We start from the raw sequence: 16,402 nt of genomic DNA, 5'->3' as shown, positions 1-16,402 counted from the left end.
TGCGTATATCGACTTCACTTACGAAGATGATGGAAACGAAAAGAAGCAGCTGTTTAAGTATACAATAACAGAGGAAGAATATCAGAATGGCAATACACAAAATGAAGGTATCAAGGGTGATGCTAACTGTGACGGCGTTGTTGATATGGGTGATGTGGTACTTATCATGCAGGCGCTTGCTAATCCTAACAAATATGGAGTTAATGGCAGCAATGATCTTCATATAACACTTCAGGGGGCTGAAAACGGAGATGTTGATTCAAATACCAAGGGCCTTACAGTTGGTGACGCCTTAAAGATACAGAGATATCTTCTTGGAAAAGAAAAGTCTTTATAATTCAGTACAAAACACATTAAAGTAATGATGACCGCCCGTAGTGGCGGTCATTTTTAGGAATAGGTATTTAGATTTTTTTCTAAATACCTATTGACAAACGACGTGAGTAGTGATATAATCTATTTAGAAAAACATCTAAATTGAATTTTTTCTAAATACCATATTATACTTTTTAAGGGGGATTTATTATGAATGAAAATATCAAGGAGTATTTACCGCTTCTTATTCCGCTTATTATAGCACAGTTTTCATTGCTTGGCTACACGATATATCATATACTGAAGCATGATAACTATAAACGTGGAAACCGCGTATTATGGCTTGTTGTTGCAATAATAGGCATGCAATTTATTGGTCCGATAATTTATTTTATTTTCGGCAAGGAAGATGAATAAAGATGAATGTACTGGAAGTAAAAGAAATAAAAAAGAGCTTCGGAAGTAAAAAAGTGCTTGACGGCGTGAGCTTTTCTGTACCTGATAACTGTATATTCGGATTTATCGGCAGAAACGGTGCAGGCAAAACCACTACAATGCGTGCTATACTTGGTCTGCTGAAAACAGACGGTGGTGAGATAAATGTATGTGGTGAAAGAGCAAGATATGGGTGTACTCCCAAAAGCGGCTGCATAGGTTATCTTCCTGATGTACCTGAGTTTTACGGGTATATGAATGCACACGAATATCTGAAGCTATGCGGTGAGATATCAGGCATGGGAAGCAGTGAATTAAAAACACGTATTTCAGAGCTGCTGGAGCTTGTTGGACTTGATAAGGAAAAGCATCGTATAAAAGGCTATTCACGAGGAATGAAGCAGCGACTTGGTATAGCACAGGCAATGATAAATCGACCTAAGCTTCTGATATGCGATGAGCCAACATCTGCTCTTGACCCTGTGGGAAGAAAAGATATACTTGATATAATAAGTGCAGCAAAAGAACAGACATCGGTCGTATTTTCTACTCATATTCTTTCAGATGTTGAAAGGATTTGCAGCTGCGTAGCTTTTCTTGAAGGCGGCAAGACTGCGTTTTCAGGCAGTCTGGAGGAAATACGTGCTGTCAGAGGCAATACTGCTCTTGAGCTTACCATTGTTGAACCAAATGATATTGAAAGGATTTCATCAGCTTTTCCTGACGGCAGGGTAAATGACGGGAAATTTATACTTCCGCAGGCATCTGAAAAAGATTGCGCTGACCTTATGGCTTTTCTTTCAGCACAGATGATACCCATAGCTCGTCTTGAAAGGCGGGAGGCTGATCTGGAAGATCTGTTCATGGAGGTGATAGGCAAATGAAGGGATTTAAAGTTCTTTTAAAAAAAGAGATATGCGAAATAATCAGAAATAAGCGGCTTATGATATTAATGGCAATATTTGTTTTGGTTGGCATTATGAATCCTACCATCGCCAAGCTGACACCTAAACTATATGAGTTAATGTCAGAGGATTTTGCTGAACAGGGGATCACTGTCAGTGCAGTTAAAGTTACGGCAATGGATTCGTGGTCGCAGTTTGTAAAGAATGTTCCGACGGTATTGATCGTATTGCTTATAATGTTCAGCGGAATATATACTACTGAGTATTCCAAAGGTACATTGATACCGCTGCTTACAAAAGGTCTTTCACGTAGTTCTGTGGTGCTCTCAAAGCTTGCAGTCATGCTTCTTGTATGGAGTATCGGTATATGTCTGTGTTTCGAGATAACATATTTCTACAGCGACTTCTATTGGGACAACTCTGTTGTAAGTAAACTGTTTTTTGCAGCGTTTTGCTGGTGGCTTTTCGGCGTATTTATGATAAGCTGCATTGTATTTTTTTCTTCATTTGCAGGTTCGGGAATACAGGTGATGCTTGGTACAGGAGCAGTATATTTTTCTATGACGTTGATAGGTATGTACAATAAAGCGAAGGAGTATCTTCCTGTCAGAATTACTGATAGTGTCTCACTTTATAAAGGAGAATATGAACCTAAGGATTATTTCGGTGCAGTAATTGTAACAGCTATGCTTTCATTTGTTTTTGTTCTTGTATCTCTGCCTATAACACACAAGCGGCAGATATGATTTAAAGGCATATGCTATATATCTTAAAGGAAGGAGAGAAAAATGGGATTTCCCGAAACTTTCAAGGCTCTGTCTGATCCTGTTCGGCGTGAGATACTTTCCATGCTGAAAAAGGGGAGACTTTCAGCAGGGGATATAGCTTCACATTTTGATATGACAGGAGCAACGGTATCATATCATTTGAAACAGTTGAAAAATGCTGATCTAATATACGAGACAAAGGAAAAGAATTTTATATATTACTCCCTTAATACTTCCGTATTTGAGGAGATACTTTTGTGGGTCTCGCAGTTTACATCAGATAAAAACGAAAAGGAGGTGCAGGATATTGAAAAATCTGAAGAAGAGTGACATTATTGCTGTAATTCTGTGTCTTTGTACGATTATTCCCGGGGTATTGGTATATGACCGTCTTCCCGAGAGAGTTGTCACCAGTTGGAGCATGACTTCAAAATCAAATGATACTGCTTCAAAGGCATTTGCAGTGTTTGGAATCCCGCTTATTTTTACCGGTGTGACATTTTTGAACTGTATTTACCTGAGATGGTTTGAAAAGAAGAGAAATATCGGAAAGCTGATTCCGATAATAATGATTTTTCCGATGATACTTTTTTTGTGCCAGGGAGTTATTATTCTTTCTGCACTCGGAAAGATTAAAGATATACGTTTGATCGTATGTTTAGTGATCTCTGTTATAATGATCTTTTTGGGTAACTATTTGCCTAAGGTAAGAAAAAACTGGGTAATCGGAATACGTACTCCTCATATAATATCAAGTGATGAAATATGGGATAAAACTCACCGTTTTGGCGGATTTGTATTGATAATAAGCGGTGTTGCCGCATTTATATTATCTTTACTCGGATATTTCATTGCGGCATTTGTTATTTTGATTGTTTCTGTTTTTATTCCTATGATATATGGTGAAGCGATATACTATTCAAGCAAAAGAAAACAATAAAAATGAGCATATGCTCATGCAACACGCTCTCAGCAGTTTTAAAGCTGAGGGCGTTTTTATTAATATAATATCTTGATTTGCGGTCATTTTTATGTTATAATTTAAAAAAATATTGTTTTGAATTTGTGGATAACAAATGAAAAATTAAAAAATAGGGGGTAATTATAAATGAGAAAAACGATATCATTACTTTGCAGTTTATCTGTTATGGCTTCAATGACAGGTTTAACTGCCTTTGCGGATACTCCTGTACCTGTGGATATTGATGAACAGGCTTATGCTGAACTTGTTAAAGACAAAGGAGGCTGCGACTGGAATTCTGACGGTATTATTGAGGAGAGTGAGCTTGAAAGACTTCCGGGGCTGCAGCTTGACCTTGAAGGAGTTAAAGATATCTCATGGCTTTCAATGCTGACGGGGTGCCGTTATATTACTTTTAAAGGCGGAACACTCACTGATTTTTCAGTACTGAAGGAAATGCCCAAACTCAGAGAAGTATCTTTTGATTCAGTACCGCTTACTGATATTTCTTTTGTTAAGGATATTGGGCTTTTCGGCTGTTATTTAAAGAATATGGATCAGATAACCACAGAGCAGCGAATAGAAGCTTCATGGTGTCCTGATATGAATATTGAAAGAGGATATTCGGATATATTTGGCGTTTATCCTATAGGCCTTTTCGGAGATAACAAGATAAGCTTTAAGCTTGATGATGATCTCGTTGATCTCCTTGACCGAACATATGATAATTATCATGTACAGTGCGGTATGTACGGTAAAAAAGAGGGGACTACAAAATGTCATGTTTATCTGGACGATGAGGAAAAGTTTTCCTGCGATATTACAGTGTCTCCTATGAAGCGTATAACACCTGAGTTAAATGATGTAAAAACAGAGCCCTCGGTTTATTCAAGTTTATATTACGGAAATCACAATGTTGTCATAGACAACGGAGTTCTTTACGGTATAAGAGGAGATCAGTACTACAAAGCAGCCGATAATGTAAAGCTTTTCTCCACTACATATAAGAAAAATGCTGATGGTGATTATGTATATATTGATCTTGTACTTCAGAATGATGGTACACTTCTTCTTAACGATAAAGCCGTTGAGGGCATAAAGTTTGAAATGCTTGTTGATGGCTGTGCAGTTACCGCTGACGGTACGCTTTATTCCATATATCCTGACGGTGAAGAACCTGTAATTGTAAAAGCAGGTGAGAATTATAAATCACTTGTTGAGGCTGACAGGTTTTATATTTCTGAAAGCGGAGAAATGATATGGTATAATATTGATTATGATACTAATGGAAAGCTAAATGTCACATCTCAGAAAACGGGTATCGTTAATCCTTCCAAACATATATTCAACTATTTTCTTGATGAAAAAGGTGTATTATGGAAAGTAAGCGGATATTCATATTTTGCAAAAAGCAAAATTGCCTCAGATGTTATTGATTTAGGACATTATATTACGTCAGAGGGATATTCGGATACAGTTTATGTAACTTCCGACAAAAAAGCATATCTTGCTTATAATAAGAAAGAAACAGTGATATTTCCGCCGGGTGAATCCCTTATATCACCATCATATCTTGATAATGGCTGTTTTTACATACATGAATATGACAGTATCTACGGCAATGATTCCGATCTCCTTATAAACTGGTACATAACAGATGACAGTACGCTGACTATTGACCTTGCAGGAAGACATTTTGCAATTTCCGATGTAGACAGGGTAATAGGTGCGGAATATGTTAAATATCAGGAAAAAGGCTATGCGTGGTTTATTCGCAAAGACGGCTCGGTATGGAGATATTGTTTTGAAACAAAAGAAGCTTTGAAAATGTCTCCTATGGAGTCTATGCCTGAGATCGTCCGCTATGATGTAAATCTTGACGGCGAATTCAATGTTGCAGATGTTGTAACACTTCAGAAGTGGCTGCTTGGAGCTCGTGATGCAAAGCTTGCCGACTGTGATGCAGCCGATGTTTACGAAGATTATGAAATAAATGTTTTTGATCTGTGTTATATGCGAAAGGCTCTTATAAAAAAGCTTGAACGAAATTAAATATGAAAGGAAATAAATATGCTCGATTTTATTAATGTCAACACACACAGCAGTATACGTATTGAAGACCGTAAGATCATTTATATCGACCCGTATGGCATAAACGAAAAAACATCAGATGCTGATATAATTCTTATAACCCATAATCATTACGATCATTTTTCAGCCGATGATATAAAAAAGGTCATAAAAGAAGACACAGTTATTGTCTGTCCTGAGAATATGGAAGTCAGCGGACTTTCTGTTGTAAAGGCTAAGGTCGGAGAAAAAATTGATATAAAGGGTATAAGTATAGAAACAGTCCCTGCTTATAATGTACAGAAGCCTTTTCACCCAAAGGATAATGGCTGGTTGGGTTATATTATAAACAGTACTGCCAACGGACGAATTTATATTGCAGGAGATACAGATATTAACGAGGACAATAAAAAAGTAAAATGCGATATCGCAATGCTGCCTGTAGGCGGTACTTATACTATGGATTACAAGCAGGCTGCAGAATTGGCAGGCATTATCCGTCCTGAATATGTTATACCTATTCATTATGGCAGTGTTGTTGGTACATCTTTGGACGGAACGAATTTCAGCAAGGCTGTAGATAAGGAAATAAAAGTAGTTATAAAGATATAAGAAAAAGTTCACTCAATGATGTGTATAAAGCGACAGTCTGAACTTCTTGAAAATTTTTTATTGAATGAAACTTTATGCACAAAATGTTTCTGATAATGCACGATATGATAACAGCAGTCTGATGGCTGCTGTTTTTTTAGTAAAGTGCCAAATAATTTCAACCTTTTAGGTGATTTTATGGGTTGCTATAACCGTGATTATGAGATAAAATAAATATGGATATTAAAATTTAAGGAGGAATTACATATGTTATCAAAACTTCCCTCTCGGATGACATCATTTGGAATTGCTGCGGCTCTGATGTTTAATTTTTCAGATTTTTCCTCATTTAAAACTTCAGCAGCAACAGCAGACGACATGAAAATTCGTGATTTCAGCATCTCAGACGTGACCATGACTGACGCCTACAGTGTCAACGCATTCAACAAGGAGCTTGACTATCTCCTTGCATTCGACACAAACAGACTCCTTGCAGGCTTCCGTGAAAACGCTGGCCTCAACACCAACGGTGCAAAGCGCTACGGCGGCTGGGAAAACACCAACATCGCAGGTCACTCGGTAGGTCACTATATGACTGCCATCGCGCAGGCATATCAGAATCCTTCCATTACCGAGGAACAGCGCTCGGCTCTGTACAAGAGAATGACCACCCTTATCGACGGTCTCAGACAGTGCCAAAAGAGCTCAAAGGGCAAGCCGGGACTTATCTGGGCTGCCTCTCACCCCAACGGCACAGGCGTTGAGGTCCAGTTTGACAACGTGGAAGCAGGCAAATCCAACATCATCAGCGAAGCATGGGTGCCGTGGTACACCATGCATAAGCTCATCGCAGGTATAGTTGACATCTACGACGCAACAGGCTATGCCACCGCAAAGGACTTGGGCTCAGACCTGGGCGACTGGGTATACAACCGCTGTAAGACATGGAACGACCAGAAGCGCCGCACGGTACTCTCTATCGAGTACGGCGGCATGAACGACTGTATGTACGAGCTCTACCGCATAACAGGCAAGGATAACCACGCTGTAGCTGCTCACTACTTCGACGACACAAATCTCCACGAGCAGATACTCAAGGGCGGAGCTAACGTCCTCAACGGCAAACACGCCAACACCACTATCCCTAAGTTCCTCGGAGCTCTAAAGCGCTATACCGTAGCCCACGGCAAGACCATAAACGGCGAAAAGGTTGACGCTACACGCCAGCTTCAGTACGCAGAAGCTTTCTGGGATATGGTAGTAAACCACCACACCTATATCACAGGCGGAAACAGTGAGTGGGAGCACTTCGGCATGGACGATATCCTTGACAAGGAGCGTACAAACTGCAACTGCGAGACCTGTAACTCATATAATATGCTCAAGCTCAGCCGCGAACTGTTCAAGATAACAGGCGACAGCAAGTATATGGACTTCTATGAGAATACCTACTACAACTCAATTCTCTCATCACAGAACCCTGAAACAGGTATGACTACCTACTTCCAGCCTATGGCTACAGGTTACTTCAAGGTGTACAGCTCACGCTTTGACCACTTCTGGTGCTGTACAGGAAGCGGTATGGAAAACTTCAGCAAGCTGGGCGACACTATCTATATGCACGGCGATAATACCCTGTATGTAAATATGTATCAGAGCTCCATACTCAACTGGGCTGACAAGAATATGAAGATAACGCAGGAAAGTACAATTCCTGACGGCAATACTTCAAAATTTACTATTGAAGGCAGCGGAGCTGTTGACTTCCGCTTCCGTATCCCTGACTGGAAAGCAGGAAATGTTACTGTTAAGGTTGACGGTGAGAAGTATTCATATAAAACTGTAAATGGTTATGCACAGGTAACAGGCGACTTTAAGACAGATGATGTGATAGAGATCACAATACCGGAGGCTGTAAAAGCTTATTCGCTGCCAGATAAAAATACGGTTTACGGATTTAAATACGGTCCCGTTGTACTGAGTGCAGAGCTTGGTAAGCAGAATATGGCTACAAGCTCAACAGGAATGTGGGTAACTATACCTAAGGAAGCTATCGCACCTTCCGAGAATATTCGCATTTCGGATAACAATACTACGGTAAATACATTTATGGCGGATATCAACGATCATCTTGTAAAAGATGCGAATTCGCTTAAATTCACTCTCAAAGGTACAGATCATGATCTGACTTTTACTCCTCATTATAAGCAGTATCAGCAGAGATACGGTATATACTGGAATTTCCAGAGCAGCAGTACGGCTGTTGACAGACCCGTACGTTCAAAGAAGGTCGTTACCGATACTGTACAGCCGGGTTACGGACAGTATGAGAATGATAATCTGCATAATATGCAGGAGGTAAACACACAGGGCGTTACCGATGACAGTACCTATCGCTATGCAAAGAGCGGAGGATACTTCAATTACCGTATGGCTGTCGACAAGGAAGCTGATTATAATTATCTGACCGTAAAATTCCGCAAGTCTGATAATAATAAAACGATACGCATAACTGTTGGTGACAGTGTACTTTACAGTAATACGCTTTATTACACAGGTACAGAAGATGTTTATGATGTGAATATCATGCTCACACCTGATATAATTGAAAAATATGCCGAGCATATAACTGCTGACGGAACTGAATATGATGTTGTTACAGTTGGATTTTCGTCTGAAAATAACGAGGAATCGGCTAAGGTCTGCGACTTCATTTATATTACATCAGTTAAGCCGCTTTACGAATACGACAGCAGTATAGCATATTTTGTTGACTGCGGCGACCATAATACATACACTGTTACAGGCTCTGATAAGCTGGGCTATTACAACAGCGTTACCGAACAGCTTTATGGATATGATGAAGTAACAGGTGCTGAATGGGGACTTGTTGACGATCCTACAGATCAGTACAATGGCAGTGCAAACAGTTCAGGTCTATACACTGCTAACACATGGTGCGATGAAAGAAATACAGGAGACGGCAGAGCGAAGAATGCCTCATTCCGCTATACCAAAAACCAGTACGAAAATAATATCGACCGTCATATAGACTATGGCTTTACACTTCCAAACGGAAAGTATTCTGTAGAAATGTGTTTCAGTGATCCATGGAGTTGCTCAACATCTCCTACGGTTTATGCTAATTACGGCAGTGATGAACAGATTCTTATAGCAGAAAACTGTGCGACAAACGGCTCGACAGTGACAAAAGGCGAAGTTACTGTTAAAAACGGTAAGCTTGAGCTCAATTTCCGTTCAGCTGATAAGGCTATAAATATCAATTATATTATTATCCGTGAAATTGAAAAAACTCCGCTTCCTACTGTCACATCGACGACAACAGTGACTACAACTGTCACAACAACTACCACTGTTTCGGCTTTACCTGAGCCCACAAAGCTTGGTGACGCAAACTGTGACGGTGAAGTTGATATGGCTGATATCGTACTTATAATGCAGGTGCTTGCAAATCCGAACAAATATGGTATCAACGGTACAGACAAAAACGCTGTTACGCAGCAGGGAATAGCAAATGCAGATGTAGACACAAGCAGTAAGGGAATTACGAATGGCGATGCACTGATGATACAGAAGTATCTTTTAGGACTTGTTAAGTCCTTGGGATAATTAATTCAAATCAACCTTTTTATGTCATAATGTCTTGATCAGAACCACCCGTATTTCGGGTGGTTTTGGTTTACAGCATAGTAAATAAAAGCAAGAACAGCACTTCCCGAAATTATCAGGAAGTGCTGTTAAGCATCATAGGGTATATTTATTTTTTTAGAGCTTCACGGATTATTTCAAATCTCTTTATGAGGAAGTCAACAACTGAGGTTTGTCCGCCGCCGAACATTCCACCGCCGAAGTCCATGTCACCCCAGTCCATGTCGCCCCAATCCATATTGCTCCAGTCCATATTAGCCCAGTCGAAGCTTGCATCGCCGCCGAAACCAGCCCAGCCGCCATTGCCGCCGTTAGCGTCTCCGTTGCCGAAGCCTGCCCAGCCGCCATTGCCGCCGTTAACGTCTCCGTTGCCGAAGCCAGCCCAGCCGCCGTTCTCGCCGTTAGCGTCTCCGTTGCCGAAACCAGCCCAGCCGCCGTTCTCGCCGTTAGCATCTCCGTTGCCGAAGTTACCCCAGTTGCCCCAGCCGCCTGCAGCGTCTTCTTCGCTGTACTGGAGTCCTTCTGCACTCTTTGAAGTATTTACATCAAAATCTTCAACAGTAAATGATCCACGGGGATCAGCCTGAACGTGAGAACGTATCTTCTTAGCATATTCAGCTACGTATGCCTCAGGATCACTGTAGTAATCCATAACTTCATTAACGATCTCTACGTACATATCATAGTATTCAGGTACCTGAAGGAGCTTTGCAAGGGGACGGTCTTCAATAGTTGACTGATAAAGACTTGTTTTTATATCAGATGTTACAGAGCTTGCGCCGCCTGTAAAGTTTCCGAGGCAGAGATTGTAGTCCCAGCCAACGAAGTACGCTTTGCCGCCTGAGTACATAAGGTAATAGTTATGAGCAAGTGAACCGTTATAGCTGTCGTAATTGCAGAAGATAGAGTTTACTGCAAAGCCCTTGAGGAAGCTTGGTACATCAATAACGTCTTCGATGAACTTATAGTCTGTAGGTGTGAGCTTGTTTATAGCTTTCTGGATATCGACAATGTGCTGGTAATTGTCGTCTTTACCGAATTTAACGTCAAATCTGTCGGGGGTCATGTTCTCTGTGAATGAGCAGTAGCTGTCGCCGCCGAAGCCCCAGCCGCCGCCGTCGCCTGCTCTTTCAGTAGCCTTGTAGAGTACGGAATCGTCATCTATTGCATAACGCTCGGCTACGGTAGTACCCGGCTGCTCAGCAAGCAGATAGAAGCTGTAAAGCTCGCCGTTGAGGTACATATCGGTATGTGCAGCATGAGGAGCAACACCGCCGATCTCATACATAGCGTTGTAGCAGAGTATATCTCTCATACATGACGCGTCAGAGAGCATATTGTTCATGCAGAACTCAGTAAGTCCGTGATAGTTGAGCTCCTTGTTATACTTATCCATTTTGATACGGAAGCTGTATTTGCCGTTCTTAGCCATCATAAGTGAGCTGTTGCCCTTTGTTCTTATAGCAACGTTCTTGTATGTCTCTCCGTCTATGACAACATCACACGGAGTCCACTCTTCCTTGCTTGCGTTTTTGAGGAGATTATCCCATTCACTTTCAGCCATCTTAATGTCGATCTTATGTATGGTCTCCTGACTGAAGAGTTCGCTGTAGAGCTGTTCCTCGTTTTCCATATCATTGTTTACTTCCTTATAAGAAGCAGGCTTGCCGGTCTTGAAGGTGCTGCCTGTGCTGTGCTTCATCTTGATACCGCCTGCAAAGAGTTTATAATCATCACTGCCGAGCTTTGAAGATGAAACTATAGCATACTTGTATTTTTTTAGTGTATTCTTATCGAAAAGTACATTCTTTGAAGCATCAGTGATAGTTATCGGATTGTTCTTGGACCATTCCTTTACGAAGTCGAACATAAGAGTATTCTGCTCTGTTGAAGTGAGGTTTTCACACTGACAATCCTTAGATGTTACGAGAAGCTCACCGCCTTTTATGCTTACATCGCCTGCACTTGTAAGTCCCTTGTCGCCGAATGCAGCTATATCACCGCCGATGATATTTATTGCAGTTCCTGCCTGTACAGCGTCGTTTCCGCACTTGATGCTTACATCGCCGCCTTCAAAATCAACATTTCCCTTTGTAGATTTGATACCGTCTCCTTCAGCATTGATAATGAGCTTGCCGCCCTTGACGAGAACAGATTTCTTTCCTTTTACAGCATCATTGGCATCTGTTTCGTTAATGGCATCAATGTTGGTTGTACCACCTGTGAATTTGATATCGTTGTTGCATGAGACAGCCGGCTGAACATTTGCAGTAATTGTGAGCGTTCCTGTTCCTGCATCGCCGCCCTTTATTGTTAGATCGTCCTTCGCTTCGATTACAGCATCTTTCTCATTGTCGCCTGTGTAGGCAACTGTACCGTCTGAGATATAATTTTCTGTGCCGTCTGCAATTGTGATTGAGGTTTTGTCAGCATTTTTGATAAGTATAGCAGGAGCGTTCTTTCCTGTTACATTTACGCCTTTTAATACGAGCTTTACAGTGCCTGAATCTGCCTTTACATCAGGAATTTCAACTAATATCTGACCGTCTGATAGAGTACCGTCGATAGTGTAGCTTCCCGAATGTGAGATTGTTACCTTTGAGCCCTCAGCAACAGCGTATTTGCCTTCAACAGTGATAGAATTATCCTTGAGGTGTATCTTTGTTTTTACCTCTTCATTTATATCGGTATCACTGTTTCCGCTGTTTGTTGTTGTAGTGACCGTGGTAACAGTGGGGGCAGTTGTGCTTGTTGTCTGACTGCCTTCAAAACTTTCAGGGAGACTTTTGATCGTTCCGAGAAGGTAATGCTGGATTGAGAGGGCATCATTGGAGGTAAGACCGTTTCCACGCTCATAAACATCAGCAAGATCAGAGCCTTCGTTAGTGATGTGTTTTTCGGAAGTGCCTGTAACTCCATACTTTGAGGGATTTGCAAGTGACTGCATTATAAGTACACAGTCTGACATATCTACAGTTCCGTCAAGGTTAGCGTCGCCGTAGAGCTTGTCGGCTGCCGCACCTGTGAGAGAAATGATAGGAGCTGAGCCGACGATGCAGGCAGATAATATACCTGCAAACAGTGTTTTTTTCTTCATTATTATGTCCTCCAAAAAAGTAAAATTATATTTAACATATGATTGCATAATAATGAATTAATCTTAAAATAATCTTAAACCAATATGAAAAAAACTGATTTTTAAAGATTTTTGTTCAGAAAAAATGTTAAAAATATTATTACCGATATAATTTAAATGGTAAGAAAAATATTATTGTCAAAATATATTATAAAATTTGTTTCTGTTGAGTTGCATAAAAGATAAAAATATTATCCATCGTTGTTTTTATATGTGATTGAACTTTTTAAAAATTTTTAGGAGTATTTTTTTGCTCTTTTTGCAACAAGATATTACCATAAAACTGTGCATAAAGACATGATAATACTATTTATTAGCAAAAAATGACTTGTAAAAAACATCAAACTATTATACAATATAGGCAATAACAGAGAAAGAGGACGTTTCTATAAGCTGACTAAGTTTTATATTCTTCCCTGTAATAAATCAGGAGAAACTATTTTTTAGAAAGTGAGGAATGATCAACATGAAAAAGGGCTTTTTAAAGAAGATCATCTGTGCAGGCACGACAACCGTGATGATCGCTGCAAGTTCACCAATTGTTCCTTCCACAGTTGCCAATGCTGCTGACGCACAGCAGAGAGGCAACATCGGCGGATACGATTATGAAATGTGGAACCAGAACAGTCAGGGTCAGGTTTCGATGCAGCCAAGTGCAGGATCATTTACCTGCTCATGGAGCAACATTGAAAACTTCCTTGCTCGTATGGGCAAAAACTATGACAGCAAGAAGCAGAATTACAAGAACATAGGTAAGGACATCACACTTACTTATGACGTTGAGTACACACCAAGAGGGAATTCGTATATGTGTGTATACGGATGGACAAGAAATCCTCTTATGGAATACTACATCGTTGAAGGCTGGGGAGATTGGAGACCACCCGGACAGGGAGAGAACAAGGGTACAGTAACCCTTGACGGAAATACATACGACATTGCAAAGACAATGCGTTACAATCAGCCATCACTTGACGGTACAGCAACATTCCCACAGTACTGGAGCATCCGTAAAACAAGTGGTTCAGCTAACAACCAGACAAACTACATGAAGGGTACTATCCACGTAGGAAGACACTTTGACGCCTGGTCAAAGGCAGGTCTTGATATGTCAGGTACACTTTATGAAGTTTCACTTAACATCGAAGGCTACAGATCAAACGGATCTGCTAATGTAAAGAGCGTAAGAGTTTATCCCGACGGACTTGATAGTCCCGAGCCGGATCCGGGTACAGATACACCTGCAACACAAACAGTAGAGCCCGATGCAAACGGTGACTACTTCACAAGCACATTTGAGAGCGGCAAGGACAGCTGGTCAGGCAGAGGCGATGCATCAGTAGCAACTGATTCAAACAGCTACTATGACGGTAGTAAATCACTTTATGTATCAGGCAGAAGTACAGAATGGAACGGCTGTGCAATCTCACTTGATTCAGGTGCATTCGTAGCAGGACAGACATACAGCTTCAGTGCTGCTGTAATGCAGAACTCAGGCAGTCCTGTAACAATACAGATGTCACTCCAGCAGGGTGACGGCAACGGCGCATCTTACACAAAGATCGCAACAGCTGACACAAAGAGCGGCGAGTGGACAAAGATCGAGAACACAAAGTTTACTATTCCTTCAAATTCAGGTGACATGATCCTCTATATCGAGACACCTGAGAGCTCAGGAGATCTCTGCGATTTCTATGTAGATGCAGTTCAGGTATCCAAATCAGGCAAGGAGTCTGCTGTTGTAACAGGACAGGGCAAGGTAGGAGGTTCAGCAGTTATTACAGAACCTGATAATCCAAATCCTCCTCAGACAGGAACAAGCAAGCTTTCCAAAAACCAGACTATAAAGATCATGCCTGCCGGTGACTCTATTACTAACGGCGACGGCGAGCAGGGCGGTTACAGAAAGTATCTCTATGATGCTCTTACAAAGAAGGGCTATAAGATCGACATGGTAGGTCCTAACGGAAGGGACAATGCGTCTGCTAACGGCATTACATATGATGATAACCACGCAGGTTTCAGTGGCTATCAGATCAAGGAAATTCCCGGCTGGGGACAGCAGCAGGGCGGAAAAGGAAGCTTATACAATGAGCTCAAGAATAATAGTGCTGTCAAGAAGGCTCAGCCTGATATCATTCTCCTGATGATCGGTACAAACGATCTGACAGCTAATCGTTCAATGGACGCTTGTGCATCTGATCTTCGCGCTATGCTTGACTATATGCTGAGTGAAATGTCTGACGGCGTTATATTCCTTTGCTCAGTTCCGGAGCATACAGCTTACGGCGGAAATACTCAGAAGATCGCAAACTACAATAACACGGTCAAGAAGGTTGCTGAGGAGTACGCAAATAAGAACGTTATATTTGCAGATGTTCACGGCTGTCTCAATGGCATGAGCGATATCAGTAACGATCAGCTTCACCCGAACGGCGGCGGTTATAAGAAGATAGGTAATTTCTTTGCCGGAGTTATTGACGATTATGTAAATGCTTCAGCAGCTGTTGTTACAACAACTACTACGACAACAACTACTACAACAACTACCACCACAACAACTACTACGACTACTACTTCCACAACTACTACAGAAGAGCCAACAACTACAACCACAACAACTACTGCACCTCCTGAGGTAAAGGTTACACTTTCAGGTGATGCAAACTGTGATGGTAATGTTGATATGTCAGATATAGTTCTTATCATGCAGTCTCTTGCTAATCCTAACAAATACGGAGAAAACGGAACAGATGCAAATGCTCTTACAGCTCAGGGTGCTGCAAATGCTGACGTTGATAAGGAGTCAAAGGGGCTTACATCAAATGATGCACTCTTAATTCAGAAGTTCCTCCTTGGAATCATTAAGAGTCTCTAAGATATAATTTACCAAAAAACAGGATCGGGAATTATTCTCGATCCTGTTTTTCTGTATATAAAGCTTTGAAATGCTATTTAATTCTTTTTATTTTTCCTTTTTTCACGATATAAACTCTGTCTGATATATCCATAAGTGCTTTGTCATTGTAAGAATCGGTATAAAAGCAGTCAATATTCTTACTGCCATAAATAGACTTATACTTTTTAACTTTATTATCGCCGAAATTAAGGTATTTTACCTTCATTTTATCGGCATCTATCCTGCTGCATATTATATTCTCGGTTTTTAGATAGCTGCGTATGCCATTTATTAAAAAATCGGGACCCGCCGTTATGATCACATCTTTTTTATTGATCTTCCTGAGCATTTTTTTATCGAGCTTGCAGAGGTTTTTCTGCCAGAATCCATCAACAGAATTAAAAATCTCATCTTTATCATGCAGAGCATTTTTCAAGAAATCATTTATAGCAATAATCATTTTCTTCTTTTCGACCATGCATAGCTTGTATTTTATCAGATTGAAAAAAATGGACGGAAGATATTTTATTACTTTTTTATTGGTTCTGATCATGTATAATGCAAGATCAACTGAACTTTCACCGTGGTAGAGAGTGTTGTCAAAGTCGAATACTTTCATTGATAGCTCCTTATTTCTGTTATTATATTAATAAT

12 protein-coding genes are annotated in these 16,402 nt (G+C 40.7%); 10 read left to right on the top strand and 2 right to left on the bottom strand.

The window, feature by feature from the left end; all coding sequences use genetic code 11:
* The 9 genes from L870_RS19460 to L870_RS16330 form a co-directional block, all read left to right on the top strand.
* Positions 1 to 337: dockerin type I repeat-containing protein (locus tag L870_RS19460; RefSeq protein WP_028516743.1), on the top strand; the 337-nt coding region annotated here is incomplete at its 5' end.
* Positions 338 to 525: 188 nt separating this feature from the next.
* Complete coding sequence (locus tag L870_RS0102210; RefSeq protein ID WP_028516742.1) at positions 526 to 732, top strand: PLDc N-terminal domain-containing protein; 207 nt, start codon at positions 526 to 528, stop codon at positions 730 to 732.
* A gap of 2 nt (positions 733 to 734) precedes the next feature.
* The gene (locus L870_RS0102205; RefSeq protein WP_028516741.1) at positions 735 to 1,634 is read left to right on the top strand and encodes an ABC transporter ATP-binding protein; all 900 of its coding nucleotides are present in this window, start codon (positions 735 to 737) and stop codon (positions 1,632 to 1,634) included.
* Positions 1,631 to 2,401, top strand: a complete 771-nt coding sequence (locus tag L870_RS0102200) for an ABC transporter permease subunit (RefSeq protein WP_028516740.1) — start codon at positions 1,631 to 1,633, stop codon at positions 2,399 to 2,401. The genes L870_RS0102205 and L870_RS0102200 overlap by 4 nt, the downstream gene beginning before the upstream one ends.
* Positions 2,402 to 2,443: 42 nt before the next feature.
* Positions 2,444 to 2,752 carry an autorepressor SdpR family transcription factor gene (locus L870_RS0102195; protein WP_028516739.1) on the top strand — a complete coding sequence of 103 codons (309 nt, stop codon included), beginning with the start codon at positions 2,444 to 2,446 and terminating at the stop codon, positions 2,750 to 2,752.
* On the top strand, positions 2,730 to 3,362 hold the full coding sequence (locus L870_RS0102190) for an SdpI family protein (protein WP_028516738.1): 633 nt from the start codon (positions 2,730 to 2,732) through the stop codon (positions 3,360 to 3,362). The genes L870_RS0102195 and L870_RS0102190 overlap by 23 nt, the downstream gene beginning before the upstream one ends.
* 168 nt (positions 3,363 to 3,530) lie before the next feature.
* Positions 3,531 to 5,435 carry a dockerin type I repeat-containing protein gene (locus tag L870_RS0102185; RefSeq protein ID WP_028516737.1) on the top strand — a complete coding sequence of 635 codons (1,905 nt, stop codon included), beginning with the start codon at positions 3,531 to 3,533 and terminating at the stop codon, positions 5,433 to 5,435.
* Between the two features lie 18 nt (positions 5,436 to 5,453).
* A complete protein-coding gene (locus L870_RS0102180) occupies positions 5,454 to 6,065 on the top strand; it encodes an MBL fold metallo-hydrolase (RefSeq protein ID WP_028516736.1) in 612 nt (203 codons plus the stop codon).
* Positions 6,066 to 6,311: 246 nt separating this feature from the next.
* A complete protein-coding gene (locus L870_RS16330) occupies positions 6,312 to 9,674 on the top strand; it encodes a beta-L-arabinofuranosidase domain-containing protein (RefSeq protein ID WP_080676315.1) in 3,363 nt (1,120 codons plus the stop codon).
* A gap of 148 nt (positions 9,675 to 9,822) precedes the next feature.
* Here the strand turns inward: L870_RS16330 and L870_RS0102170 are convergent, their stop codons facing one another.
* Positions 9,823 to 12,810 carry a carbohydrate-binding domain-containing protein gene (locus tag L870_RS0102170; RefSeq protein ID WP_028516735.1) on the bottom strand — a complete coding sequence of 996 codons (2,988 nt, stop codon included), beginning with the start codon at positions 12,808 to 12,810 and terminating at the stop codon, positions 9,823 to 9,825.
* A gap of 505 nt (positions 12,811 to 13,315) precedes the next feature.
* On the opposite strand from L870_RS0102170, the gene L870_RS18225 reads away from it, so the two are divergent.
* Positions 13,316 to 15,727, top strand: a complete 2,412-nt coding sequence (locus L870_RS18225; protein ID WP_162148426.1) for a glycoside hydrolase family 11 protein — start codon at positions 13,316 to 13,318, stop codon at positions 15,725 to 15,727.
* A 73-nt stretch (positions 15,728 to 15,800) separates the two neighbouring features.
* On the opposite strand, the gene L870_RS0102160 is transcribed toward L870_RS18225, so the two are convergent.
* A complete protein-coding gene (locus L870_RS0102160) occupies positions 15,801 to 16,367 on the bottom strand; it encodes a haloacid dehalogenase-like hydrolase (protein WP_028516734.1) in 567 nt (188 codons plus the stop codon).
* Between the last annotated feature and the right edge of the window lie 35 nt (positions 16,368 to 16,402).

The organism is Ruminococcus flavefaciens ATCC 19208, from assembly GCF_000518765.1.
GTDB classification, from domain to species: domain Bacteria; phylum Bacillota; class Clostridia; order Oscillospirales; family Ruminococcaceae; genus Ruminococcus; species Ruminococcus flavefaciens.
This window is presented reverse-complemented; position numbering and strand designations above follow the sequence as displayed.

Coding starts and splice junctions, on each gene's coding strand:
- L870_RS0102210 (WP_028516742.1), top strand. CDS start 526: ATGAATGAAAATATCAAGGAGTATTTACCGCTTCTTATTCCGCTTATT.
- L870_RS0102205 (WP_028516741.1), top strand. CDS start 735: ATGAATGTACTGGAAGTAAAAGAAATAAAAAAGAGCTTCGGAAGTAAA.
- L870_RS0102200 (WP_028516740.1), top strand. CDS start 1,631: ATGAAGGGATTTAAAGTTCTTTTAAAAAAAGAGATATGCGAAATAATC.
- L870_RS0102195 (WP_028516739.1), top strand. CDS start 2,444: ATGGGATTTCCCGAAACTTTCAAGGCTCTGTCTGATCCTGTTCGGCGT.
- L870_RS0102185 (WP_028516737.1), top strand. CDS start 3,531: ATGAGAAAAACGATATCATTACTTTGCAGTTTATCTGTTATGGCTTCA.
- L870_RS0102180 (WP_028516736.1), top strand. CDS start 5,454: ATGCTCGATTTTATTAATGTCAACACACACAGCAGTATACGTATTGAA.
- L870_RS16330 (WP_080676315.1), top strand. CDS start 6,312: ATGTTATCAAAACTTCCCTCTCGGATGACATCATTTGGAATTGCTGCG.
- L870_RS0102170 (WP_028516735.1), bottom strand. CDS start 12,810: ATGAAGAAAAAAACACTGTTTGCAGGTATATTATCTGCCTGCATCGTC.
- L870_RS18225 (WP_162148426.1), top strand. CDS start 13,316: ATGAAAAAGGGCTTTTTAAAGAAGATCATCTGTGCAGGCACGACAACC.
- L870_RS0102160 (WP_028516734.1), bottom strand. CDS start 16,367: ATGAAAGTATTCGACTTTGACAACACTCTCTACCACGGTGAAAGTTCA.